At 71.2% G+C, this 23,556-nt stretch carries 17 protein-coding genes; all 17 read left to right on the top strand.

Features of this window, described 5'->3' with window-relative positions:
• Positions 1 to 67 precede the first annotated feature (67 nt).
• Positions 68 to 1,582: a bifunctional tetrahydrofolate synthase/dihydrofolate synthase gene (folC, locus tag ACZ7MF_RS24380; RefSeq protein ID WP_471479720.1), complete on the top strand. Its 1,515-nt coding sequence runs from the start codon at positions 68 to 70 to the stop codon at positions 1,580 to 1,582.
• Positions 1,583 to 1,588: 6 nt separating this feature from the next.
• The gene (locus ACZ7MF_RS24385) at positions 1,589 to 1,945 is read left to right on the top strand and encodes a DUF4233 domain-containing protein (protein ID WP_115742109.1); all 357 of its coding nucleotides are present in this window, start codon (positions 1,589 to 1,591) and stop codon (positions 1,943 to 1,945) included.
• Between the two features lie 123 nt (positions 1,946 to 2,068).
• Positions 2,069 to 2,482: a nucleoside-diphosphate kinase gene (gene ndk, locus ACZ7MF_RS24390; RefSeq protein ID WP_356867991.1), complete on the top strand. Its 414-nt coding sequence runs from the start codon at positions 2,069 to 2,071 to the stop codon at positions 2,480 to 2,482.
• Positions 2,483 to 2,802: 320 nt separating this feature from the next.
• Positions 2,803 to 3,822, top strand: a complete 1,020-nt coding sequence (locus ACZ7MF_RS24395; RefSeq protein ID WP_115742108.1) for a rod shape-determining protein — start codon at positions 2,803 to 2,805, stop codon at positions 3,820 to 3,822.
• Positions 3,823 to 4,004: 182 nt separating this feature from the next.
• Positions 4,005 to 5,066 (top strand): rod shape-determining protein MreC, encoded by a 1,062-nt coding sequence (gene mreC / locus ACZ7MF_RS24400; RefSeq protein ID WP_471479722.1) that lies wholly within the window; start codon positions 4,005 to 4,007, stop codon positions 5,064 to 5,066.
• Between the two features lie 13 nt (positions 5,067 to 5,079).
• Positions 5,080 to 5,751, top strand: a complete 672-nt coding sequence (gene mreD / locus ACZ7MF_RS24405; protein WP_356867987.1) for a rod shape-determining protein MreD — start codon at positions 5,080 to 5,082, stop codon at positions 5,749 to 5,751.
• A gap of 52 nt (positions 5,752 to 5,803) precedes the next feature.
• Positions 5,804 to 8,113, top strand: coding sequence for a penicillin-binding protein 2 (gene mrdA / locus ACZ7MF_RS24410; RefSeq protein ID WP_471479724.1), 2,310 nt, complete (start codon positions 5,804 to 5,806; stop codon positions 8,111 to 8,113).
• The gene (gene rodA, locus ACZ7MF_RS24415; RefSeq protein ID WP_471479726.1) at positions 8,110 to 9,306 is read left to right on the top strand and encodes a rod shape-determining protein RodA; all 1,197 of its coding nucleotides are present in this window, start codon (positions 8,110 to 8,112) and stop codon (positions 9,304 to 9,306) included. The genes mrdA and rodA overlap by 4 nt, the downstream gene beginning before the upstream one ends.
• A gap of 113 nt (positions 9,307 to 9,419) precedes the next feature.
• The gene (locus ACZ7MF_RS24420; RefSeq protein ID WP_471479728.1) at positions 9,420 to 11,369 is read left to right on the top strand and encodes a TIGR03960 family B12-binding radical SAM protein; all 1,950 of its coding nucleotides are present in this window, start codon (positions 9,420 to 9,422) and stop codon (positions 11,367 to 11,369) included.
• Between the two features lie 231 nt (positions 11,370 to 11,600).
• The gene (locus ACZ7MF_RS24425) at positions 11,601 to 12,416 is read left to right on the top strand and encodes a S1 RNA-binding domain-containing protein (protein WP_471479730.1); all 816 of its coding nucleotides are present in this window, start codon (positions 11,601 to 11,603) and stop codon (positions 12,414 to 12,416) included.
• Positions 12,417 to 12,741: 325 nt separating this feature from the next.
• Positions 12,742 to 14,691, top strand: a complete 1,950-nt coding sequence (locus tag ACZ7MF_RS24430) for a trypsin-like serine protease (RefSeq protein WP_471479731.1) — start codon at positions 12,742 to 12,744, stop codon at positions 14,689 to 14,691.
• 232 nt (positions 14,692 to 14,923) lie between these two features.
• Positions 14,924 to 15,700, top strand: a complete 777-nt coding sequence (locus ACZ7MF_RS24435; RefSeq protein WP_356868945.1) for a TIGR03936 family radical SAM-associated protein — start codon at positions 14,924 to 14,926, stop codon at positions 15,698 to 15,700.
• 274 nt (positions 15,701 to 15,974) lie between these two features.
• Positions 15,975 to 19,979: an Rne/Rng family ribonuclease gene (locus ACZ7MF_RS24440; RefSeq protein ID WP_471479733.1), complete on the top strand. Its 4,005-nt coding sequence runs from the start codon at positions 15,975 to 15,977 to the stop codon at positions 19,977 to 19,979.
• Positions 19,980 to 20,129: 150 nt separating this feature from the next.
• Positions 20,130 to 21,191, top strand: a complete 1,062-nt coding sequence (locus ACZ7MF_RS24445) for an iron-containing alcohol dehydrogenase family protein (protein ID WP_471479735.1) — start codon at positions 20,130 to 20,132, stop codon at positions 21,189 to 21,191.
• A gap of 199 nt (positions 21,192 to 21,390) precedes the next feature.
• Positions 21,391 to 21,711, top strand: coding sequence for a 50S ribosomal protein L21 (gene rplU / locus ACZ7MF_RS24450; protein ID WP_003976204.1), 321 nt, complete (start codon positions 21,391 to 21,393; stop codon positions 21,709 to 21,711).
• A gap of 14 nt (positions 21,712 to 21,725) precedes the next feature.
• On the top strand, positions 21,726 to 21,980 hold the full coding sequence (gene rpmA / locus ACZ7MF_RS24455) for a 50S ribosomal protein L27 (protein WP_003976205.1): 255 nt from the start codon (positions 21,726 to 21,728) through the stop codon (positions 21,978 to 21,980).
• Between the two features lie 110 nt (positions 21,981 to 22,090).
• Positions 22,091 to 23,527 carry a GTPase ObgE gene (gene obgE, locus ACZ7MF_RS24460; protein ID WP_471479737.1) on the top strand — a complete coding sequence of 479 codons (1,437 nt, stop codon included), beginning with the start codon at positions 22,091 to 22,093 and terminating at the stop codon, positions 23,525 to 23,527.
• Positions 23,528 to 23,556 lie beyond the last annotated feature (29 nt).

Consider the following 23,556-nt stretch of genomic DNA (forward strand, 5'->3'; position numbering starts at 1 on the left):
GCCTGCGGGCAGTCGTGCCGCCCCAGCGGCACGTCTGCCCGCGGCTAGGGGTACGTAGACTGTCCCCGTGAGCGACAACCCCGGCCAGAACGACCAGCCCGACCCCACCGACGACTTCGACGAGATCATCGCGGCGGAGACCACCCGCGACCCCGACCTCGCCGTCATCGAGGCCGGCAGCCGCACCCTGCGCACCCAGGGCGGCCCCCCGGAGGCCGACGTCCCCGGGCGCCCCGAGGACCCCGAGGTGGACGCGGCCCTGCGCGCCGTCGAGACGGAGCTCGCGACCCGCTGGGGCGAGACCAAGCTGGAGCCGTCCGTCACCAGGATCGCCGCGCTGATGGACGTACTGGGCGAGCCGCAGCGCTCGTACCCCTCCATCCACATCACCGGGACCAACGGCAAGACCTCCACCGCCCGCATGATCGAGGCCCTGCTCGGCGCCTTCGAGCTGCGCACCGGGCGGTACACCTCGCCGCACGTGCAGTCGATCACCGAGCGGATCAGCCTGGACGGGGCGCCGATCTCCGCCGAGCGGTTCGTCGAGACCTACGACGACGTCAAGCCGTACATCGAGATGGTCGACGGCCAGCAGGAGTACCGGCTCTCCTTCTTCGAGGTGCTGACCGGCATGGCGTACGCCGCCTTCGCCGACGCCCCCGTGGACGTGGCCGTCGTCGAGGTCGGGATGGGCGGCTCCTGGGACGCCACCAACGTCATCGACGGGGACGTCGCCGTCGTCACCCCCATCGACCTGGACCACACCGACCGGCTCGGCGGGACGCCCGGCGAGATCGCGGTCGAGAAGTCCGGGATCATCAAGCAGGACGCCACCGTGATCCTGGCCCAGCAGCCGGTGGACGCGGCGCAGGTGATGCTGAAGAAGGCCGTCGACGTCAACGCCACCGTGGCCCGCGAGGGGCTGGAGTTCGGCGTCGTCGCCCGCGAGGTCGCCGTCGGCGGGCAGCTGGTCACCCTGCGCGGGCTCGGCGGCGAGTACACCGAGGTCTACCTGCCGCTGCACGGCGCCCACCAGGCGCACAACGCGGCGGTCGCGCTGGCCGCCGTCGAGGCGTTCTTCGGCGTCGGCGCGCAGCGCCCCGAGCCGCTGGACGTCGACACCGTGCGCAAGGCCTTCGCCTCCGTCGCCTCGCCGGGGCGGATGGAGGTGGTGCGGCGCTCGCCGACCGTGGTCCTCGACGCCGCGCACAACCCGGCCGGCGCCCGGGTCACCGCCGAGGCGGTGGGGGAGGCCTTCCAGTTCAGCCGCCTCATCGGGGTGGTCGGCGCCAGCGGCGACAAGAACGTACGGGGGCTCCTCGAAGCCTTCGAGCCGGTCTTCGCCGAGGTCGTCGTCACCCAGAACTCCAGCCACCGCGCGATGGACGCCGACGAGCTGGCCGCGGTCGCCGTCGAGGTCTTCGGCGACGACCGCGTCCAGGTCGAGCCGCGGCTGCCGGACGCCCTGGAGGCCGCGATCACGCTGGCCGAGGAGGAGGGCGAGTTCGCGGGCGGCGGTGTGCTCGTCACCGGTTCCGTCATCACCGTCGGCGAGGCCCGACTGCTCCTGAGGAGGGGCTGAGTAACCGTGCGTACGCTCTGTGCTTCGACGCTGATCGGCGAGTTCTTCGTGATCGGCTTCGCCGGACTGGTCGCCATGAAGGACCCGGACCTGTCGGTGGGGACGGTGTGGACGGTCAGCGGCATCGCGATGGTCCTCAGCGTGCTGCTGTGCGGGGTCATCACCCGGCCCGGCGGGATCGCCCTCGGCTGGGCGCTGCAGATCGCGCTGATCGCCTCCGGCTTCGTGGTGCCGACCATGTTCTTCCTCGGCGCGATCTTCGCCGCCCTGTGGTGGGCCTCCGTGCACTACGGGCGGAAGATCGACGAGGCGAAGGCGAGGTTCGCCGCCCAGGCCGAGGCCTCCGCACCCGACCCCGCCTGAGTGCGGGACGCGGCCGGCGGGCCCGGTATGCCTGACGCTGCGTGACGAACGCCGCGACACGCCCGGTAACCTCTGTCATCACCCGCACGACCGCACATGTCGAACATCTCCAAGGGAGCCCTCGTGACCCAGCGCAGCCTCGTCCTCCTCAAGCCCGACGCCGTCCGTCGTGGCCTGACCGGCGAGATCATCAGCCGCATCGAGCGCAAGGCCGGCTGGCAGATCACCGCGCTGGAACTGCGCACCCTGGACGCCGAGACGCTGGAGCAGCACTACGGCGAGCACAAGGGCAAGCCGTTCTACGAGCCGTTGGTCGAGTTCATGGCGTCCGGGCCGGTCGTGGCGATGGTCGTCGAGGGCGAGCGGGTCATCGAGGGTGTGCGCGCGCTGGCCGGTCCGACCGACCCGATCGCCGCCGCCCCGGGCTCCATCCGCGGGGACTACGGTGTGATCGTCCGCGAGAACCTGATCCACGCCTCCGACTCCGAGGAGTCCGCCGAGCGCGAGCTGAAGATCTTCTTCCCGGGCCGGGTCTGATCCTTCTTCGGGACACGCCGGGAACACCTTTTTTTCTGACGCCATGTCAGTCGAATGGACCGGGCGGAGCCGGGGCGGTCGCGTAAAAGCGACCGCCCTGTGGCATATGCACGCCTGATCGGGGGAACGGATCCCACCGTTGGCCCGTCTCCACAAGCGAGGCGGTGCGCCATCTGCTGACAATGGCGAAGACCCTCGCGCAGTGTTCGCGAAAGCGCGTCTACGATGGAAGCCTCCACGCGTCACTGCACCCACTTCGCCTACCTGAAAAGCCCTCAAAAGCTCCAGGGAAGGCCAGTCGAATCCTGATGGGGAACTCAATGTCGTTCATCGGCCGTGACATGGCTGTCGACCTCGGGACCGCCAACACGCTGGTGTACGTCAGGGGTCGCGGGATCGTACTCAACGAGCCGTCCGTCGTCGCGATCAACACCAACACCGGTGGCATCCTCGCGGTCGGCGCCGAAGCGAAGAAGATGATCGGGCGCACGCCCGGCAACATCGTTGCCGTGCGCCCGCTGAAGGACGGCGTCATCGCCGACTTCGAGATCACCGAGCGGATGCTCCGCTACTTCATCCTGAAGATCCACAAGCGGCGGTATCTGGCTCGGCCGCGGGTCGTCGTCTGTGTGCCCTCGGGCATCACCGGCGTCGAGCGCCGCGCCGTCATCGAGGCGTCGTCCCAGGCCGGCGCCCGACAGGTGCACATCATCGAGGAGCCCATGGCCGCGGCCATCGGCTCCGGCCTGCCGGTCCACGAGGCCACGGGCAACATGGTGGTGGACATCGGCGGCGGCACCACGGAGGTCGCGGTCATCTCGCTCGGCGGCATCGTCACCGCCCAGTCCATCCGCGTCGCGGGTGACGAGCTGGACAACGCGATCATCCAGCACGTGAAGAAGGAGTACAGCCTTCTGCTGGGTGAGCGCACGGCCGAACAGATCAAGATCACGGTCGGTTCGGCGTACGACCTCGACTCCGACGAGCACACCGAAATCCGCGGCCGGGACCTCGTCTCCGGGCTGCCCAAGACCGTCGTCATCTCCGCCGCCGAAGTGCGCAAGGCGATCGAAGAGCCGGTCAACGCCATCGTCGACGCCGTCAAGACCACCCTCGACAAGTGTCCGCCGGAGCTGTCCGGCGACATCATGGACCGGGGCATCGTCCTGACCGGCGGCGGCGCGCTGCTGCGCGGGCTCGACGAACGGCTGCGCCGGGAGACCGGGATGCCGATCCACATCGCCGAGGACCCGCTGGACAGCGTGGCGCTCGGCAGTGGCAAGTGCGTCGAGGAGTTCGAGGCGCTCCAGCAGGTGCTGGACGCCTCGCCCCGCAGATGACGTAACACTTCGGTTCCGCCGTACGAGACGATCTCCTCTCGTGCGGCGGATCGTTGATATAGAGGGTTGCGGTACCGGATGCGCGTGAAGCGCCCGACGTACCGAATCAGCTCAATTCCTGAACACCGCCACGTACATTCCGAGATTCCCGAATTTCGACGAGGAAGGCACGGCCGCCGCACGTGAGGGACACGAAAGAGAGCCGGCTGCTCCTGGTGCTGCTGATCGCCATCGCGTTCGCACTGATCACGGTGGACATCCGCGGCGGGGAGGACTCACCGGTCGACGGTGCCCGGCAGGCCGCCGCCAACGTCTTCGGTCCGATCGAGAACGGGGTCTCCTCCGCGGTCGACCCGGTCGGCAACGCGGTCTCCGCGATCCGCGACTCCGGCGACCGGCACGACCGGCTCGCGCGGCTGGAGACGGAGAACGCCGCCCTCAAGGCGAAGCTCGGCAGCGACGAACGCGGCCGCAGCCGGCTGAAGCAGTTCGACAAGATGCTCGGGCTGGCCGGCGCCGGGCAGTACGGCATCAAGGGCGCCCAGGTCATCGCCATAGGAGCGGCCCAGGGCTTCTCCTGGACCATCACCATCGACGCCGGTGCCAACGACGGCGTCAAGCGCGACATGACCGTCCTCAACGGCGACGGCCTCGTCGGACGCGTGACCACCGTCGGCCCGAACACGGCCACCGTGCTGCTCGCCAACGACCCGGACTTCACCGTCGGCACCCGGATGGAGTCCGGTGACGAACTGGGCTTCGCCTCCGGCCAGGGCAGCCGCCCCCTTCGCGTCGAACTCCTCAACGGCAAGGCCGACGTGAAGAAGGGCGACCGCCTCGTCACCTTCGGCTCGCAGGCCGACAAGCCCTTCGTGCCGGGCGTGCCCGTCGGCACCATCACCCGCGTCGACCCCAACGGCGGCGACCTGACCCGCATCCTCGACGTCACGCCGTTCGTCAGCTTCACCAAGCTCGACATCGTCGGCGTCGTCGTCCAGGCGCCGTCGAAGGACCCGCGCGACACGGTGCTCCCGGAGAAGAAGCAGCCGAAGCCCACGCCGACCGTGACGGTCACCGTCACCCCCGGGGCCGACCCCGAGGGCCAGGCCCAGAACGACGCGACCGGTCAGAACGACGCGACCGGTCAGAACGACGCGACCGGTCAGAACGACGCGACCGGTCAGAACGACGCGACCGGCCAGAACGACCAGACAGAGCAGCAGAACGAGCAGCCCGAGCCGTAGGAGCCTTCACCCCATGCGCGTCAACCGGATCCTGCTGTCCGTCGCCCTCGTCGTCGTCGCCCTGGTGATCCAGGTGAGCGTCCTCGCCCGCCTCCACCTGCCCGGCGCCGTCCCCGACCTGCTGCTGCTCACCGTCCTCGGCCTCGCCCTGGTCTACGGCCACGTCGGCGGCGCCCTCGTCGGCTTCGGCGCCGGACTCCTCGCCGACCTCGCCCCGCCCGCCGACCACGCCGCCGGCCGCTACGCCCTCGTGCTCTGCGTCATCGGCTACCTCGCCGGACTCGCCCGACCGGACAACGGACGGCTCCGCTCGGCCACCGGCCCCATGGTCGTCGTGGTCGCCGCCGCCGTCGGCACCACCCTGCTCTACGCGGGCGTCGGCGCCCTCGTCGGCGACACCGCAGCACGCCACGTCGGCCTGCCCAGCCTGCTGTTCACGGCCGCCCTGTACGACCTGCTGCTCGCGCCCTTCGTCGTCCCCGGCATCATGGCGCTCGCCCGGCGCGCCGAGAACGACCCGCTGGCCGACACCAACTCCGCCGCCCAGAGCCCCGACATCTCCTCCGGCTGGCTCTCCGGAGGCACCGGCCTGCGCATCGGCAGACAGCGCAACGCGCTGCGGGTGAAGACGGCCCGCGCCCGCGTGGCCCGCGCGGGGCGCATCAAGGGGGTCAAGCGGCTGTGACCAGGCGGCAGCACTCCAGCAGCACACACTTCGTGAGGGGGAGCCAGAACCAGTGACCAATATCCCCGAGACCGGCCGCAGCACCCGCGTCCAGACCCGGCTCGTCGTCATCCAGATCCTCGTCCTCTCCCTCCTCGCCACCCTCGGCGGCCGCCTCTGGTACCTCCAGATCCGCCAGGGCGACGAGTACGCCGAGGAGGCCTCCGGCAACCACGTCCAGCAGGTCGTCCAGCCCGCCACCCGCGGCTCGATCCTGGACGCCCGCGGCGTCGCCCTCGCCGACAACGAGACCCGCCTCGTCGTCTCCGCCTCCCGCACCGACCTGCTGAAGATGAAGGACGACGGCAAGGCCGTCCTCACCAAGCTCGCCGGTGTCCTCGGCATGAAGCCCCAGGACGTCATCGACAAGGTCCGGCTCTGCGACGCCGAGACCCCGCAGCCCTGCTGGAACGGCTCGCCCTACCAGCCGATCCCCGTCACCGACGAGGCCACCGTCAAGCAGGCCCTGCAGATCCGCGAACGCGCCGAGGACTTCCCCGGCATCACCGCCGAACCCATGGCCGTACGCCGCTACGCCGCCCCCGGCAAGTCCAACACCGCCCAGGTCCTCGGCTACCTCTCGCCGGTCACCGACGAGGAACTGCAGAAGGCCCAGGACACCGACTCGCCCTACCTGCGCTCCGACCAGGTCGGCCGCTCCGGCCTGGAGCGCCAGTACGACAAGGCGCTGCGCGGCAAGGCCGGCGTCACCCGCTACGAGGTCGACAACCTCGGCCGCGTCATCGGCCAGGCCGAGTCCGACCCGGGCACCCCCGGCGCCAACCTCGTCACCAGCATCGACGCCCGCGTCCAGCGGGTCGCCGAGTACGAGCTGAACGAGGCGATGAAGGCCGCCCGCAAGGAGATGGACCGCAACACCAACCGGACCTACGAGGCCGACGCCGGAGCGGTCGTCGTGATGGAGGCCAAGACCGGCCGCGTCGTCGCCATGGCCTCCAACCCCGACTACGACCCCAACGCCTGGGTCGGCGGCATCTCCGCCAAGGACTACAAGAAGCTCACCGGCAAGGACTCCAACTACCCGCTGCTCAACCGCGCCACCCAGGGCCAGGCGGCCCCCGGCTCCATCTTCAAGGTCGTCTCCTCGGCCGGCGCGGTCGAGGCCGGCTACGACTTCGACGGCAACTACGACTGCTCCAGCGCCTACAACGTCGGCGGCCAGGTCTTCAAGAACTTCGAGTCGGCCAACGAAGGCATGATCAGCATCGGCCGCGCCCTGGAACTCTCCTGCGACACCGTCTTCTACCGCCTGTCCCACCAGGAGTGGAAGAAGGACGGCGGGATGAACCCCAAGAACCCCAACGACTACTTCTACAAGGCCGCCCACCAGTTCGGCCTCGGCGCCAAGACCGGCATCGACCTCCCCAACGAGGTCACCGGCCGCGTCCCCGACCGCCAGTGGAAGCAGGACTACTGGGAGGCCAACAAGGACGCCTGGTGCAAGTCCGGCAAGAAGGACGGCTCCTACGTCGAGAAGATCGCGTACGAGAACTGCCACAGCGGCAACAAGATGCGCGCCGGTGACTCCATCAACTACTCCATCGGCCAGGGCGACACCCTCGTCACCCCCATCCAGATGGCCACCATCTACGCGGCCATCTCCAACGGCGGCACCCTCTACGACCCGAGCATCGGCAAGGCCGTCGTCAGCCCCGACGGCAAGTCGGTCCGCGAGATCGAGCCCACCGCCCACGGCAAGCTGCCCATAAGCAAGACCACGCTGGCCAAGATGGACGAGGCCCTCGCCGGCGTCGCCAGCCGCGGCACCGCCGCCTGGCGGTTCGCCCAGGTCGGCTGGCCGCAGGACAAGATCCCGATGCACGCCAAGACCGGTACCGCCGAGGTCTACGGCAAGCAGACCACGTCCTGGTTCGCGACGTACACCAAGGACTACTCGATCGTCATGACGATCTCCCAGGGCGGCACCGGCTCCGGCGCCTCCGGCCCGGCCGTCCGCAACATCTACGACGCGCTGTACGGCGTCTCCGACGACGGCGACATCGACCCGAAGAAGGCGCTGCTGCCCAAGCCGCAGGCGAGCCTCCCGAAGATCAAGACGGACGGCACCATCCTCTCCCCGAAGATGCCGAAGGACGTCGTCAAGGAGCTCCAGCCCGACGAGAAGGCCTCCCCGGACGAGGAGTACGCCCCCGTCCAGGACGGGGACCAGCCCGCCACCACCCCCAACCAGAACGGGGAGAACCGCGACACCCGGCGCCACCGACGCCGAGGCGGCGCACGCGGCTCCGGGCGCGGCGCCCGGCCGGGCGGCAGGGGAAGAAGCCGGAGGGCACGCGCATGACCGGCAACAGCTTCCACGTCTCCGGATACGGCCCCGACAGGGGCGGCTGGTCCCGCCTCTTCGCCCGGGACTCCATGGCCCGGCGGCTCGACTGGCCGATACTGACGGCCGCCGTGGCGCTCTCCCTGATGGGCTCGCTGCTCGTCTACTCCGCGACCCGCAACCGCACCGAACTCAACCAGGGCGACCAGTACTACTTCCTCACCCGGCACCTGCTGAACACCGGCATCGGGCTCGCCCTTATGGTCGCCACCGTCTGGCTCGGCCACCGCGCCCTGCGCACCGCCGTGCCGCTCCTGTACGGCTTCTCGGTGTTCCTGATCCTGCTGGTGCTCACCCCGCTCGGCTCGACCATCAACGGCGCCCACTCCTGGATCAAGCTCCCCGGCGGCTTCTCCCTGCAGCCCTCGGAATTCGTGAAGATCACGATCATCCTGGGCATGGCGATGCTGCTGGCCGCACGCGTCGACGCCGGGGACCGGCCGCACCCCGACCACCGCACCGTGCTCCAGGCCCTGGGCCTGGCCACCGTGCCGATGCTCATCGTGATGCTCATGCCCGACCTCGGGTCGGTCATGGTCATGGTCATCATCGTGCTCGGCATCCTGCTCGCCTCCGGCGCCAGCAACCGCTGGATCTTCGGCCTGCTCGGCGCCGGCACGGCGGGCGCGCTCGCCGTCTGGCAGCTCGGCATCCTGGACGACTACCAGATCGCCCGCTTCGCCGCCTTCGCCAACCCCGCCCTCGACCCCGCGGGCGTCGGCTACAACACCAACCAGGCCCGCATCGCCATCGGCTCCGGCGGACTCACCGGCTCAGGACTCTTCGAGGGCTCCCAGACCACCGGCCGGTTCGTCCCCGAGCAGCAGACCGACTTCGTCTTCACCGTCGCCGGCGAGGAACTGGGCTTCCTCGGCGCGGGCCTCATCATCGCCCTGCTCGGCGTGGTCCTCTGGCGCGCCTGCCGCATCGCCCGCGGCACCCCCGACCTGTACGGCACGGTGGTCGCCGCGGGGATCGTCGCGTGGTTCGCCTTCCAGACCTTCGAGAACGTCGGCATGACCCTCGGCATCATGCCGGTCACCGGCCTGCCCCTGCCCTTCGTCTCCTACGGCGGCTCCTCCATGTTCGCCGTGTGGATAGCGGTCGGCCTGCTCCAGTCGATCACCGTGCAGAGACCGATGTCGGCGTAACCCGGCACTGGGGCGTGCGCGGTACGCCGCCCGAGACGTGCGCGGTAAGGGGGACCGTCCCGGCCGGGTTAGGCTGGATGGTCCCCCTTGTCAGCACACGAAGGTCCCGTGAGATGCCTGCCGAAGCCTCCCCGGCCGCCGAGTCCGTGTTTCCGCAGCTCGAAGCACTGCTCCCGCATGTGCAGAAGCCGATCCAGTACGTCGGCGGAGAGCTGAACTCCACGGTCAAGGAGTGGGCATCCTGCGACGTCCGCTGGGCCCTGATGTACCCCGACGCCTACGAGGTCGGCCTGCCCAACCAGGGCGTCATGATCCTCTACGAGGTGCTCAACGAGCAGCAGGGCGTCCTCGCCGAGCGCACCTACAGCGTCTGGCCGGACCTCGAGGAGCTGATGCGGGAGCACTCCGTCCCGCAGTTCACCGTCGACAGCCACCGCCCGGTCGGCGCCTTCGACGTCTTCGGCCTCTCCTTCTCCACGGAGCTGGGCTACACCAACATGCTCACCGCCCTCGATCTGGCGGGCATCCCGCTGGAAGCGGCGGACCGCGGCATCGACGACCCGATCGTCCTGGCCGGCGGTCACGCGGCCTTCAACCCGGAGCCGATCGCCGACTTCATCGACTGCGCGGTCATCGGCGACGGCGAACAGGCCGTCCTGGAAGTCACCGCGATCATCCGCGCCTGGAAGGCCGAGGGCCGCCCGGGAGGCCGCGAGGAACTCCTGCTCCGCCTGTCGAAGACCGGCGGCGTCTACGTCCCCGCCTTCTACGACGTCGAGTACCTCCCCGACGGCCGCATCGCCCGCGTCGTCCCCAACCGCTCCGGCGTCCCGTGGCGGGTCTCGAAGCACACCGTCATGGACCTCGACGAGTGGCCGTACCCCAAGCAGCCCCTCGTCCCGCTCGCCGAGACCGTCCACGAGCGGATGTCCGTGGAGATCTTCCGCGGCTGCACCCGAGGCTGCCGCTTCTGCCAGGCCGGCATGATCACCCGCCCGGTGCGCGAGCGCTCCATCACCGGCATCGGCGAGATGGTCGACAAGGGCCTGAAGGCGACGGGCTTCGAGGAGGTCGGCCTCCTCTCCCTCTCCTCCGCCGACCACACGGAGATCGCCGACGTCGCCAAGGGCCTCGCCGACCGGTACGAGGAGGACAAGATCGGCCTGTCCCTCCCCTCCACCCGCGTCGACGCCTTCAACATCGACCTGGCCAACGAGCTCACCCGCAACGGCCGCCGCTCCGGCCTCACCTTCGCCCCCGAGGGCGGCTCCGAGCGCATCCGCAAGGTCATCAACAAGATGGTCTCCGAGGACGACCTCATCCGCACCGTCGCGACCGCCTACGGCAACGGCTGGCGCCAGGTGAAGCTGTACTTCATGTGCGGCCTGCCCACCGAGACCGACGACGACGTCCTCCAGATCGCCGACATGGCCACCCGGGTCATCGCCAAGGGCCGCGAGGTCTCCGGCTCCGGCGACATCCGCTGCACGGTCTCCATCGGCGGCTTCGTCCCCAAGCCCCACACCCCCTTCCAGTGGGCCCCGCAACTGTCGGCGGAGGAGACGGACGCCCGCCTCCAGAAGCTCCGCGACAAGATCCGCGGCGACAAGAAGTACGGCCGCTCCATCGGCTTCCGCTACCACGACGGCAAGCCCGGCATCGTCGAGGGCCTCCTCTCCCGCGGCGACCGCCGCCTGGGCGCCGTCATCCGCGCCGTCTACGAGGACGGCGGCCGCTTCGACGGCTGGCGCGAGCACTTCTCCTACGACCGCTGGATGGCCTGCGCCGACAAGGCCCTGGAGCCCACCGGCGTCGACGTCGACTGGTACACCACCCGCGAGCGCGGCTACGAGGAGGTCCTGCCCTGGGACCACCTCGACTCCGGCCTCGACAAGGAGTGGCTCTGGGAGGACTGGCAGGACGCCCTCGACGAGACCGAGGTCGACGACTGCCGCTGGACCCCGTGCTTCGACTGCGGCGTCTGCCCCCAGTTCGACACATGGCCACAAACGGGCCCGACGGGCAAGAAGCTCCTGCCGCTGACGGTCAAGAAGTCCGGCTGACCTGCGGATACGGGGGAGCGGGGGATGACTGAGCCACTGCGGCGCATAGCTGAGGCTGTGGCGGATGCCACAGAGGATGAGGTGGCCGCGGTGCTCGGTTCGCTCGGGTCTGTGAAGGCGCGGCAGTCGACTGGAGACGCTCCACGGACGCCTCTGCCGGCCTCTGGGGGCCACGCGAGTATCCAGAGTGAGGTGGAGTGGGCCTAGCGGCGGTGTGGGATCCTGGCCGGCATGGGGGATGCGTCGGCTGATCAGGCCATAGGGAGCTTTCTGACATCGATCCAGGTCGGTGATCGCTGCAGTGGTGTGGTGGCGGCGGTCTCCCGGTCTGAGGTGTCCGTGACCCTGGACGGGTTCGCCGCTCGTCCACTCGGGGTGGTGGGGCCGCTGGATGTCTCCTGGCAACGGCGCAGGGCTGATGCTGCTGTGGTCGGTCAACGGATCACCGCCGAGGTGCTCTCCGTGGACTTGGAGGAGGGCCGGGTATGGCTGTCGATGGCGGCCACGGAGAACCCGGAACTCTGGGCGTTCCTCAAGCGGCTCCGCTACGGCCAACGTCTCACCGGAACGGTGGCGAAGATCGAGTCGTTCGGTGTCTTCGTGACGCTGGACGAGGGCCCCGCTCATCCGGTCTATCCCGGCGTCGGCTTCATCACGTATCCCGAGCTGTCCTGGCGCCGCTTCGAGGCGGCCTCGGAGGTCGTTGAGGTCGGGCAGCGCGTGTACTGCGAGTTCTTGCAGTTCGACACGTGGAACGGTGAGGCTCGGCTGTCCTTGCGGGCCACTCAGCTGGACCCGCTTCAGTGGCTCTTTGACGGCACCGCAGTGGGTCAGAGACTGACCGGACAGGTGACCAAGGTTCTCCCGTTCGGCGTCTTCGTGCGGGTCGCAGAGGACGTCGAGGGCTTGGTGCACTTGCCCGAGCTGAGTGCGGATCCCGGTAGGGCACCTGAGGACGTTGTGCAGGTGGGCGAGGAACTCACGGTCGTCGTCACGGACATCGACCGCGAGCGGCGCCGGTTGTCTCTTTCTCTGCGACAAGCCTGAGCGGTTGTAGTGCGGGCCATGCCCGGCGATGGACACCGAGATCCAGGTCGGCCCGACCGGCAAGAAGCTGCTGCCGCTGACGGTGAAGTGACACAGGTCACGGGTTGTTCGTGACATACGGTCAGTTTGCCTTGCTTCGAACCCGTGGACGAGATCGTGAAGCGTCGTCTTGGATGGTGGAGGGGTGCGGGTACGGGGTTCTTCTTGTGAACCTGGGGTGGACGGACTGTGCGTTTCGGCGGATCCGGGTGCCCTTCGACAAGTGAAAAGCAGTCGGCGGACCGCAGCCTTCAGCCCGTAAGGCCGGACGATCCCTAGGACTGCGATGAACGCACGTGGCAAGATCGTTACACCTCCCAACCGCCTCAGACGGGGCGTATCCCGGCGTGCCGCCGGGGTCAGGGCCGCGGCGCTGCTCGGCGTGGCGCCGCTGCTGTTCCTGGCCGCCGCTCCGACGCAGGCGGTGGTCGGTCAGCCCGGCGCCGGGGCCGACTACGGCTTCACCGCCCGGCTGGTGGTCGGCGACCACCAGCGGGGCTGCTCGGGCTCGCTGGTCACCCCCGAGTGGGTGCTCACGGCGGCCAGTTGCTTCGTCGACAACCCCGCCTCCGACCTCTCGCTGCCGGCCGGGCCGCCCCCGCTGAAGACCGTCGCGACCGTGGGCGACGGTCAGGCCCGCACCGTGGTGGAGCTCCGTCCGCACGGTGAGCGCGACCTCGTGCTGGCCCGTCTCGCGCAGCCCGTGCGGGGTGTGGCGCCCGTTCCGGTGGCCGCCACCGCGCCCGCCGCGGGACAGGAACTGACCGTCGCGGGACACGGCCGCACGGCGAGCGAGTGGGTGCCGCTCGAAAGGCACACCGGGACGTTCGCCGTCACCGCCGTCGACGGCGGCGATCTCACCCTCGCCGGGAAGAACGGCGCGTCGGTCTGCCAGGGCGACGCCGGTGGTCCCGCCGTGGGCACGGTGGACGGCACGCTGGCGCTGGTCGCGGTCAGCAGCCGCTCCAACCAGGTGGGCTGCTTCGGCAACGAGGCCCCGGAGGGGACCGCCGCCAGTGCGGTCAGCACCCGCGTCGACGACGTCCGGGACTGGATCACCGCCACCGCCCGGTCCACCCCGAGGGCCGACTTCAACGGTGACGGCCGCAGCGACGTGGGCGTGCTCTACGACAACGGCGCCACCACGAGCGGGGGCTTCGGCACCACGATCTGGTCGCTGACCAGCGGGGAGTCCGGCTTCGCCGCGCCGCAGCGCCGGTGGGACAGTGCGGACTTCGGCAGCTGGAACGCGAGCCGCTCGAAGACGTTCGCCGGTGACTTCGACGGCGACGGCCGCAGCGACATCGGCGTGCTCTACGACAACGGCGCGCGACCGGACGGCACCGGCAACCGCACCGCGCTGTGGACGTTCACCAACACCGGTGCCGGCTTCGCCGAGCCGGTGCGGGTGTGGGACAGCCTGGACGGCGGCAGCTGGACGTGGAGCCGCTCCCAGCCGGTCGTCGGCGACTTCGACGGCGACGGCCGCGACGACGTCGGTGTGCTGTACGACAACGGCGTACGCGCGGACGGCGGCGGGAACCGCACGACGCTGTGGACGCTGAGGAGCACGGGTTCCGGTTTCGCCAAGCCGGTCATGGCATGGGACAGCGCGGTCAGCGGCAGCTGGTCCGGGGACAAGTCGAAGCCGGTCGCCGGTGACTTCGACGGTGACGGCCGTGGTGACGTCGGTGTGCTGTACGACTACGGTGCGCGGGCGGACGGTACCGGCAACCGCACCGGCCTGTGGACGCTCAGGAGCACGGCTTCCGGCTTCGCCAAGCCGGTGAAGGTCTGGGACAGCGGCGACGGCGCCGGCAGCTGGACCTGGAGCAGCTCGGAGCTGGTCTCCGGTGACTTCGACGGTGACGGCCGCGGTGACGTCGGTGTGCTGTACGACAACGGCGTACGCGCGGACGGCGGCGGGAACCGCACGACGCTGTGGACGCTGAGCAGCACGGGTTCCGGTTTCGCCAAGCCGGTCAGGGAGTGGGACAGCGCGGTCAGCGGCAGCTGGTCCTGGAGCAGGTCGAAGCCGGTCGCGGGCGATTTCGACGGTGACGGCCGTGGTGACGTCGGTGTGCTGTACGACTACGGTGCGCGGGCGGACGGTACCGGCAACCGCACCGGCCTGTGGACGCTGAGCAGCACGGCTTCCGGCTTCGCCAAGCCGGTGAAGGTGTGGGACAGCGCCGACGGCGGCAGCTGGACCTGGTCGCGGAGCGACCTCGCCTGAGCGACGCGTGCCCTGAACCGAACCGCCACGACGGTCGGACGCCGGACGGCGTCCCGTCGTGGCGGTTCGTGTAGCGGCGGGAACCCGCAGCGGCCGGAACGCGTACTCTAGAGGAGAGGGCCGGGCGCCACGCCCCCGTCGAGGTGAGGGTGATGCCCGTCCCGCCGGCCGTACACAAGGAGAAGTTCCCCTGGGCAAGCGACAGCCCGTAGGCCCGCCGCCCGTTCCCGCGGTGCAGCGCATTCGACTGCGCTACACCAAGCGCGGCCGCCTCCGGTTCACCAGCCACCGTGACTTCCAGCGCGCCTTCGAGCGTGCGCTGCGCCGCGCCGAGGTGCCGATGGCGTACTCGGCGGGGTTCACCCCGCACCCGAAGGTGTCGTACGCCAATGCCGCACCCACCGGCACGGGCAGTGAGGCGGAGTATCTGGAGATCGCGCTCACCGAAGCGCGCGACCCGGAGCGGTTGAGGCTGCTCCTCGACGAGTCGCTGCCCACCGGGCTCGACGTCGTCGACGCGGTGGAGGCCCGGACCTCCGGGCTCGCCGACCGGCTGACGGCCTCCGTGTGGGAGCTGCGGCTGGACGGTGTGGAGCCCGCCGAGGCCGAGAGGGCCGTCGCGGCCTTCGTCGCGGCCCCGGCGGTGGAGGTGCAGCGCCGTACGAAGAACGGCGTCCGTACCTTCGACACCCGCTCCGCCGTCGCGCACCTGGAGAGCGTCACCACGCACGGTTCACCGGCTGATAGGCCGAGCGACCGGCCCTGTGCGATACTGCGGCTGGTTGTTCGGCACGTGACGCCTGCCGTACGACCCGACGACGTCCTGTCCGGTCTTCGCGCCGTGGCCGACCTGGCGCCGCCGGTCCCCGCAGCGGTGACCAGGCTGGCGCAGGGGCTGTTCGATGAAGAGACCGGTGCGGTGACCGACCCGCTCGCGCCCGACCGCGAGGCAGAAGCGCCCGAGCCGCATCCGGCCGCCGCTTCCGCCGCCGCGAAGGCGCCGGCGTAAGGAAGGTTCCGCGTAGGGACGGACGTCGTAGCGCCGCCCTCGAACTCGGGAGCCACCTGGGTCGGGCAGCGCACCGACCACAAGACTTTCGCCAGGCCGTGCACGCCAAGGGGTACGGAACCGGCGAGACAAGACACGGATGAGCTTCCGAGCGGCGCCCGCGCCCCGGACGGCGGCGACCGCGCACCGCGCGCGCCGCGGACGTCACCGGCGGTCGACATGTCGATGCCGGACCAGGCGCGGCGCCCGGGAGCCTGACGGGAGAAACCCCCGCATGCTCGAACCGACCGAATCCACTGAGTCCTCGACCACGACGGACTCCGAGTCGAACACCCCCAGCGACACCCTGCCGCCGCGTCGGCGGCGCAGGGCCGCGTCCCGCCCGGCGGGTCCGCCGTCCGGCGGTTCCGAGGCGCCGGCGGAGACCGTCGCGCCGGCCGAGCCGGCCCCCGCCGAGGTGGCCGAGGCCTCCGAGCCGGCGCCGGAGCCCGCGGCTCCCGCCCGGCCGCGGCGCCGTGCGGTACGTCGTGCCTCCGCGCCCGCCGGGGCTCCCGAGGCCGTGGAAGCGGCCGAGACCGTCGTGTCCGCGGCCCCCGCCGAGACGCCGGCGCCGGCCGAGGAGGCCACGGAGCCCGTCGAGACCACCGAGAGTGCCGCGCCCAAGGGGCGTACCCGCCGTCGTGCCACGCGCAGCGTGACCTCGGCCAGCGAGCCGACGGCCGCCGAGCCGACCGTCAGCGAGCCTGCCGCCGCCGTGGCCCCGGAGCCCGCCGAGGCCGAGACGGAGGAAGAAGCGGAGACCGAGGCCGAGGCCGAGAGCGCCGCGCCCAAGGGCCGCACCCGTCGTCGTGCCACGCGCCGCGTGTCCGCCCCGGCCGAGGCGAGCGAGTCCGAGGCCGCCGCCCCCGAGCCCGCGAAGGCCGCGGACACTTCCGAGGCCGCGAAGGCCGCGGACGCCGCCGCGCCCGCCGAGGCCGCCGAGTCCGGCGAGGACGCCGCGCCGCGCCGTGCGCGCCGCCGGTCCACCCGCAAGGCCGCCACCGGTTTCGCCGCCCCGGCGCAGACCGCCGCCGCGGCGTCCGACGAGGCGGAGGCGCCCAAGCGCCCGTCGCGTCCCGCGGTCGCCGTGTTCCAGGCGCCCGTGTTCGCCGAGCCGCAGTTCCAGACGCCCGAGCGGGCCGCGGCCGAGGCCGCCGCCGAAGCAGCCGGTGCCGAGCCGGCGAAGCCGGTCGAGGAGAGCGTGGAGGCCGCTCCGGAGGAGCAGCCCGCCGCTTCCCGCCGCCGTCGCAAGCGCCGGGGTGCCGCCGCCGAGGAGGCCGCCGAGGAGCGGGCCACGGCCGCCGTCACCGAGCACGAGCCCGCGACCGAGGACCGGTCCCGGGCCGACGCCGAAACCGAGACCGAGGTCGAGTCCGAGGCCGACGAGTCGGGCGACGAGCACGACGACGCCGACGGCTACGAGGAGTCCGGTTCGCGCCGCCGTCGTCGCCGGGGCGGCCGTCGCCGTCGCCGGGGCGACTCCGCCGACGGCGACCTGACCGACGGCGAGGGCGAGCACACCGGCGCCGATCAGGCCGATCAGGACGCTTCGGACACCGCCGAGCAGGCGGACGAGGACGCCGAGGAGAGCGAGGAGGCCGCCGGCGAGAGCGGCGGTTCCAGCAGCAGCCGGCGCCGTCGTCGCCGTCGCCGCCGGGCCGGGGACGGCTCGGGCGAGGCCGACTCCGCCACCGACGACCCCGAGCGCACCGTCGTCAAGGTGCGTGAGCCGCGGCCGGCGCGGGAGAAGAGCGAGCCGTCCGACGAGGTGCAGTCCATCAAGGGCTCGACCCGTCTGGAGGCCAAGAAGCAGCGCCGCCGGGAGGGCCGCGAGCAGGGCCGCCGGCGCGTGCCGATCATCACCGAGGCCGAGTTCCTGGCCCGCCGCGAGGCCGTCGAGCGCGTCATGGTCGTCCGCCAGCACGGCGAGCGCACCCAGATCGGCGTCCTGGAGGACGGCGTGCTCGTCGAGCACTACGTCAACAAGGAGCAGGCCACCTCGTACGTCGGCAACGTCTACCTCGGCAAGGTGCAGAACGTGCTGCCGTCGATGGAGGCCGCCTTCATCGACATCGGCAAGGGCCGCAACGCCGTCCTGTACGCCGGTGAGGTCAACTTCGAGGCGCTGGGCATGGCCAACGGGCCGCGGCGCATCGAGTCCGCCCTCAAGTCCGGCCAGCCGGTCCTGGTGCAGGTCACCAAGGACCCGATCGGTCACAAGGGCGCCCGCCTGACCAGCCAGGTCTCGCTGCCCGGCCGCTACCTGGTCTACGTGCCCGAGGGCTCGATGACCGGTATCAGCCGCAAGCTGCCCGACACCGAGCGGTCCCGGCTGAAGTCGATCCTGAAGAAGATCGTCCCGGAGGACGCGGGCGTCATCGTGCGCACCGCCGCCGAGGGCGCCAGCGAGGACGAGCTGCGCCGCGACGTCGAGCGGCTCCAGGCGCAGTGGGAGGACATCCAGAAGAAGGCGAAGAGCGGCGGCAGCTCGAACGCGCCCTCGCTGCTCTACGGCGAGCCGGACATGACCGTCCGGGTCGTGCGCGACATCTTCAACGAGGACTTCTCCAAGGTCGTCGTCAGCGGCGACGACGCCTGGCAGACCATCCACGGCTACGTGTCCCACGTGGCGCCGGACCTCGCCGAGCGGCTGTCCAAGTGGACCAGCGAGGTCGACGTCTTCGCCACGTACCGGATCGACGAGCAGCTCGCCAAGGCGCTGGACCGCAAGGTCTGGCTGCCCAGCGGCGGTTCGCTGGTGATCGACCGGACCGAGGCGATGATCGTCGTCGACGTCAACACCGGCAAGTTCACCGGTCAGGGCGGCAACCTCGAGGAGACGGTCACCAGGAACAACCTGGAGGCGGCCGAGGAGATCGTGCGCCAGCTCCGGCTGCGCGACCTCGGCGGCATCATCGTCATCGACTTCATCGACATGGTGCTCGAGTCCAACCGGGACCTGGTCCTTCGGCGCCTGCTGGAGTGCCTGGGCCGGGACCGGACCAAGCACCAGGTCGCCGAGGTGACCTCGCTGGGCCTGGTCCAGATGACCCGCAAGCGGGTCGGCCAGGGGCTGCTGGAGTCCTTCTCGGAGACCTGCGTCCACTGCAACGGCCGCGGTGTCATCGTCCACCTCGACCAGCCGTCGTCGGCCGGTGGCGGCGGTGGCAAGCGCCGCAAGCGGGCGCGTGCCGGGGCCGACCAGCCGCACGAGCACGAGGCCGTCGCCGGGGTCGAGACCGGGCCGACGCCGGAGCAGGAGGCGGACACCGAGTCCGAGACCGAGGTGGCCGCCGAGGTGGCCGAGCCGGTCGCCCTCCCCGCGCCCGACTTCAGCGCGGACGAGGAGCTGTACAGCAGCGCCGCCGAGGCCGAGGCGGCCGCCACGCGCGGTCGTGGCCGGCGTCGCGCGAGCCGTCGGGCGTCCGCCCCGGCGGGTGCACCCAAGGCGGCGAAGGGCGAGGCCGCCAAGGCAGCGGCCGCACCCGCCGAGGTGCCGACCGCGCAGGACGTCACGGTGCGGGAGGAGGTCGAGCGTCCCGTACGGCGCGAGCCCGCCGCCGAGGTGCTGGCCGAGCCCGCCGCCGTCGAGGACGCCGTCTCCGGCGCCCCCGCCCCGGCCGCTGCGGCCGAGACCGCGGCGCCCGCGTCGGAGGAGGCCGCGCCCAAGGGCCGTACCCGCCGCCGGGCCACCCGGAAGGTGTCCGCACCGGCCGGTTCGCCCGAGGGGGCCGAAGCCGCCGTACTGACGGTCCCGGAGACCACCGCGGTGTCCGAGCAGTCCGCGCCGGAGCCCGAGCAGGCACCGGAGGCGGCCCCGGCCGTCGCCGAGCCGGCCGAGAGCGCCGCCCCGGCCCGCCCGCGCCGCCGCGCGGTGCGCAAGCCCACCACGTCCACCGCGTCCGAGGAGGCGGCCGTCGTGGTCGTCCCGTCGGCCCCGGCGGACGAGGCACCGGACGCACAGCCCGAGGCACCGGACGCACAGCCCGAGGCCGAGGAGGCCGCCCCGGCCAAGAAGGCGGCGGCTCGCAAGACGGCCAAGAAGGCGACGGCGAAGAAGGCCGCCACCAAGAAGACCGCGGCCAAGAAGACGACGACCGCGAAGAAGGCCACGGCCAAGAAGGCGGCCAAGACGACGACCGCCAAGAAGGCCACGGCCAAGAAGACGGCGTCGAAGAAGACCGCGGCGGCCGCCCAGCAGGCGCCGTCCTCGGTCACGGCCGCCACCGACGAGGGCTGATCCGGCACCTGTCCGATCCGGCACCTGTCGCGAAACGTGTGGCCCCGTCCGAACGGATTCCGTTCGGCCGGGGCCACACGTTTCCCCGGCCGCTCCCGGGCGCATCATCAGTGACAGCCGGACTGCCCCGGCGAGGTGAGAGGAGACCACGTGCCGGTACTGACGAGGCTCATCCCCTCGCCGCTCGTCGTGGACGTCCGGCCGGGCGCCCTGGACGACCTGGCGAGCGTCCTGGCGGACCAGCGGATCTCGCAGTCCGGGAAGCTGGCCGTGGCGATCTCCGACGGCTCGGGGGCGCGGCTGCGCCGGCGCCTGGAGCCGTCGCTGCCCGGCGCCGACTGGTTCGAGGTCGGCGGCGGCACGATCGACGACGCGGTGCGACTGGCCGACGGCATGAAGTCGGGACGCTACGACGCGGTCGTCGGTCTCGGCGGCGGCAAGGTCATCGACTGCGCCAAGTTCGCCGCGGCCCGCGTGGGCCTGCCCATGGTCGCCGTGGCGACCAACCTGTCCCACGACGGCATCTGTTCGCCGGTCTCGATCCTCGACAACGACGCGGGCCGCGGTTCGTACGGCGTGCCGACGCCCATCGCGCTCGTCGTCGACCTCGCGGTGATCCGCGAGGCGCCGATCCGGTTCGTGCGCTCCGGGATCGGCGACGCCGTCTCCAACGTCTCCGCGGTCGCCGACTGGGAGCTGGCCCACCGGGTGAACGGCGAGAAGGTCGACGGTCTCGCCGCCGCCCTCGCCCGGCAGGCCGGCGAGGCCGTGCTGCGCCACCCGGGCGGCTGCGGCGACGACGGGTTCCTGACCGTGCTGACCGAGGGTCTGGTGCTGTCCGGCATCGCCATGACCATCGCCGGGCACACCCGTCCCTCGTCCGGCGCCTGCCACGAGATCAGCCACGCCCTCGACCTGCTGTATCCCCGGCGCGCGGCCAGCCACGGCGAGCAGGTCGGCATCGGCGCGGCCTTCGCGACGTATCTGCGCGGCGACCGGGAGGGCTCCCTGCTGATGGCGGACACGCTGCGCCGGCACGGGCTGCCGGTGGTGGCCCGGGAGATCGGGTTCGGCGACGAGGAGTTCGTGCGGGCCGTGGGGTTCGCGCCGCAGACCAGGCCCGGCCGGTACACGATCCTGGAGCACCTCGACCTGACACCCGCGCGGGCGGCGGAGGCGTACGCCGAGTACGTCGCGGCCGTCTCCGGTTGACGCCGGGGGCCCGGTTTGACCCCTGTCGTGCGGCCCCGTAATCTTGACCGTCGGCGTGTCGACTGACGCGTCACATCCCCGTAAACCTCTTTCCTTCCGGGTGCGGGCCCTCGTGGGCTCCGGCCGGGAGAGGCTGTCCGTGTGTCACCGGGTGGCTGGACTGCGGGGGTGCCGTTCCGAGCGAGAGAGTGAGATCCGCGTGTACGCCATCGTGCGCAGCGGTGGTCGCCAGCACAAGGTTGCTGTCGGCGACATCGTTGAGGTTGACAAGATTTCCACCGGCAAGGTCGGCGACACGGTCGAGCTCTCGACCCTGCTCGTCGTCGACGGCGACGCTGTGACCAGCGACCCGTGGGTGCTGGCCGGCATCAAGGTCCAGGCCGAGATCGTGGACCACCACAAGGGCCAGAAGATCGACATTCTGCGCTACAAGAACAAGACCGGCTACCGCCGTCGTCAGGGCCACCGCCAGCAGTACACGGCGATCAAGGTCACTGAGATCCCCGCGGCTGCGAAGTAAGGGACTGAGGAGACATGGCACACAAGAAGGGCGCATCGTCCACCCGGAACGGTCGCGACTCGAATGCCCAGCGGCTCGGCGTGAAGCGCTTCGGCGGTCAGGCCGTCAACGCGGGTGAGATCCTGGTCCGTCAGCGTGGCACCCACTTCCACCCGGGCGCCGGCGTCGGCCGTGGCGGCGACGACACGCTGTTCGCCCTGCAGGCCGGTGCGGTGCAGTTCGGCACCCACCGCGGCCGCAAGGTCGTGAACATCGTCCCGGTCGCCTGACCGGACACTTTCGCGAGGCGGGCCTCACTTCCCCGAGGGGAAGCGGGTCCGCCTTTCGCGTGTTACCCAAGAGACATTCCCGCAGTAGGCAGTAACTGGAGGCACATCCCATGACCACCTTCGTGGACCGCGTCGAACTGCACGTCGCCGCGGGTAACGGAGGCCACGGCTGTGCCTCCGTCCACCGTGAGAAGTTCAAGCCGCTGGGCGGCCCGGACGGCGGCAACGGCGGCCGGGGCGGCGACGTGATCCTCACCGTGGACCAGTCGGTGACCACGCTCCTCGACTACCACCACTCTCCGCACCGCAAGGCCACCAACGGCAAGCCCGGCGAGGGCGGCAACCGCTCCGGCAAGGACGGCCAGGACCTGGTCCTGCCCGTGCCCGACGGCACCGTCGTCCTCGACGGCGCGGGCAACGTGCTCGCCGACCTGGTCGGCCACGGCACCTCCTACGTCGCCGCGCAGGGCGGCCGGGGCGGCCTCGGCAACGCGGCGCTGGCCTCCGCGCGGCGCAAGGCCCCCGGCTTCGCGCTGCTCGGTGTGCCCGGTGACCTCCAGGACATCCACCTGGAGCTGAAGACCGTCGCCGACGTGGCGCTGGTCGGCTACCCGAGCGCCGGCAAGTCCTCGCTGATCTCCGTGCTGAGCGCGGCCAAGCCGAAGATCGCCGACTACCCCTTCACGACGCTCGTCCCGAACCTGGGCGTGGTGACGGCGGGCGAGACCGTGTACACCGTCGCGGACGTCCCCGGCCTCATCCCCGGCGCCAGCCAGGGCAAGGGCCTGGGCCTGGAGTTCCTGCGGCACGTGGAGCGGTGCAGCGTGCTGGTGCACGTCCTGGACACGGCCACGCTGGAGTCCGAGCGCGACCCGCTGTCCGACCTGGACGTCATCGAGGCCGAACTGCGCGAGTACGGCGGCCTGGACAACCGGCCGCGGATCGTCGTCCTCAACAAGATCGACGTGCCCGACGGCAAGGACCTCGCCGAGATGGTCCGGCCGGACCTCGAGGCGCGCGGCTACCGGGTCTTCGAGGTGTCGGCCGTGGCCCACATGGGCCTCAAGGAGCTGTCCTTCGCGCTGGCCGAGCTGGTCGCCACGGCCCGTGCCGCCCGGCCGAAGGAGGAGGCCACCCGGATCGTCATCCGGCCCAAGGCCGTGGACGACGCGGGCTTCACCGTCACCCGCGAGGAGGACGGTCTGTTCCGGGTGCGCGGCGAGAAGCCCGAACGCTGGGTGCGCCAGACCGACTTCAACAACGACGAGGCCGTCGGCTACCTCTCCGACCGGCTCAACCGCCTCGGCGTCGAGGAGAAGCTGATGAAGGCGGGCGCCCGCAACGGCGACGGCGTGGCCATCGGCCCCGAGGACAACGCGGTCGTCTTCGACTGGGAGCCCTCGGTCACGGCGGGCGCCGAGATGCTCGGCCGCCGCGGCGAGGACCACCGCTTCGAGGCGCCCCGCCCGGCCGCCCAGCGACGCCGCGACCGGGACGCCGAACGGGACGAGGCCCAGCAGGAGTTCGACGGCTTCGAGCCGTTCTAGGAGGCTTCGGGCAGGCGGCCGGGCTGAGT

Source organism: Streptomyces sp. NPDC111628, assembly GCF_055635195.1.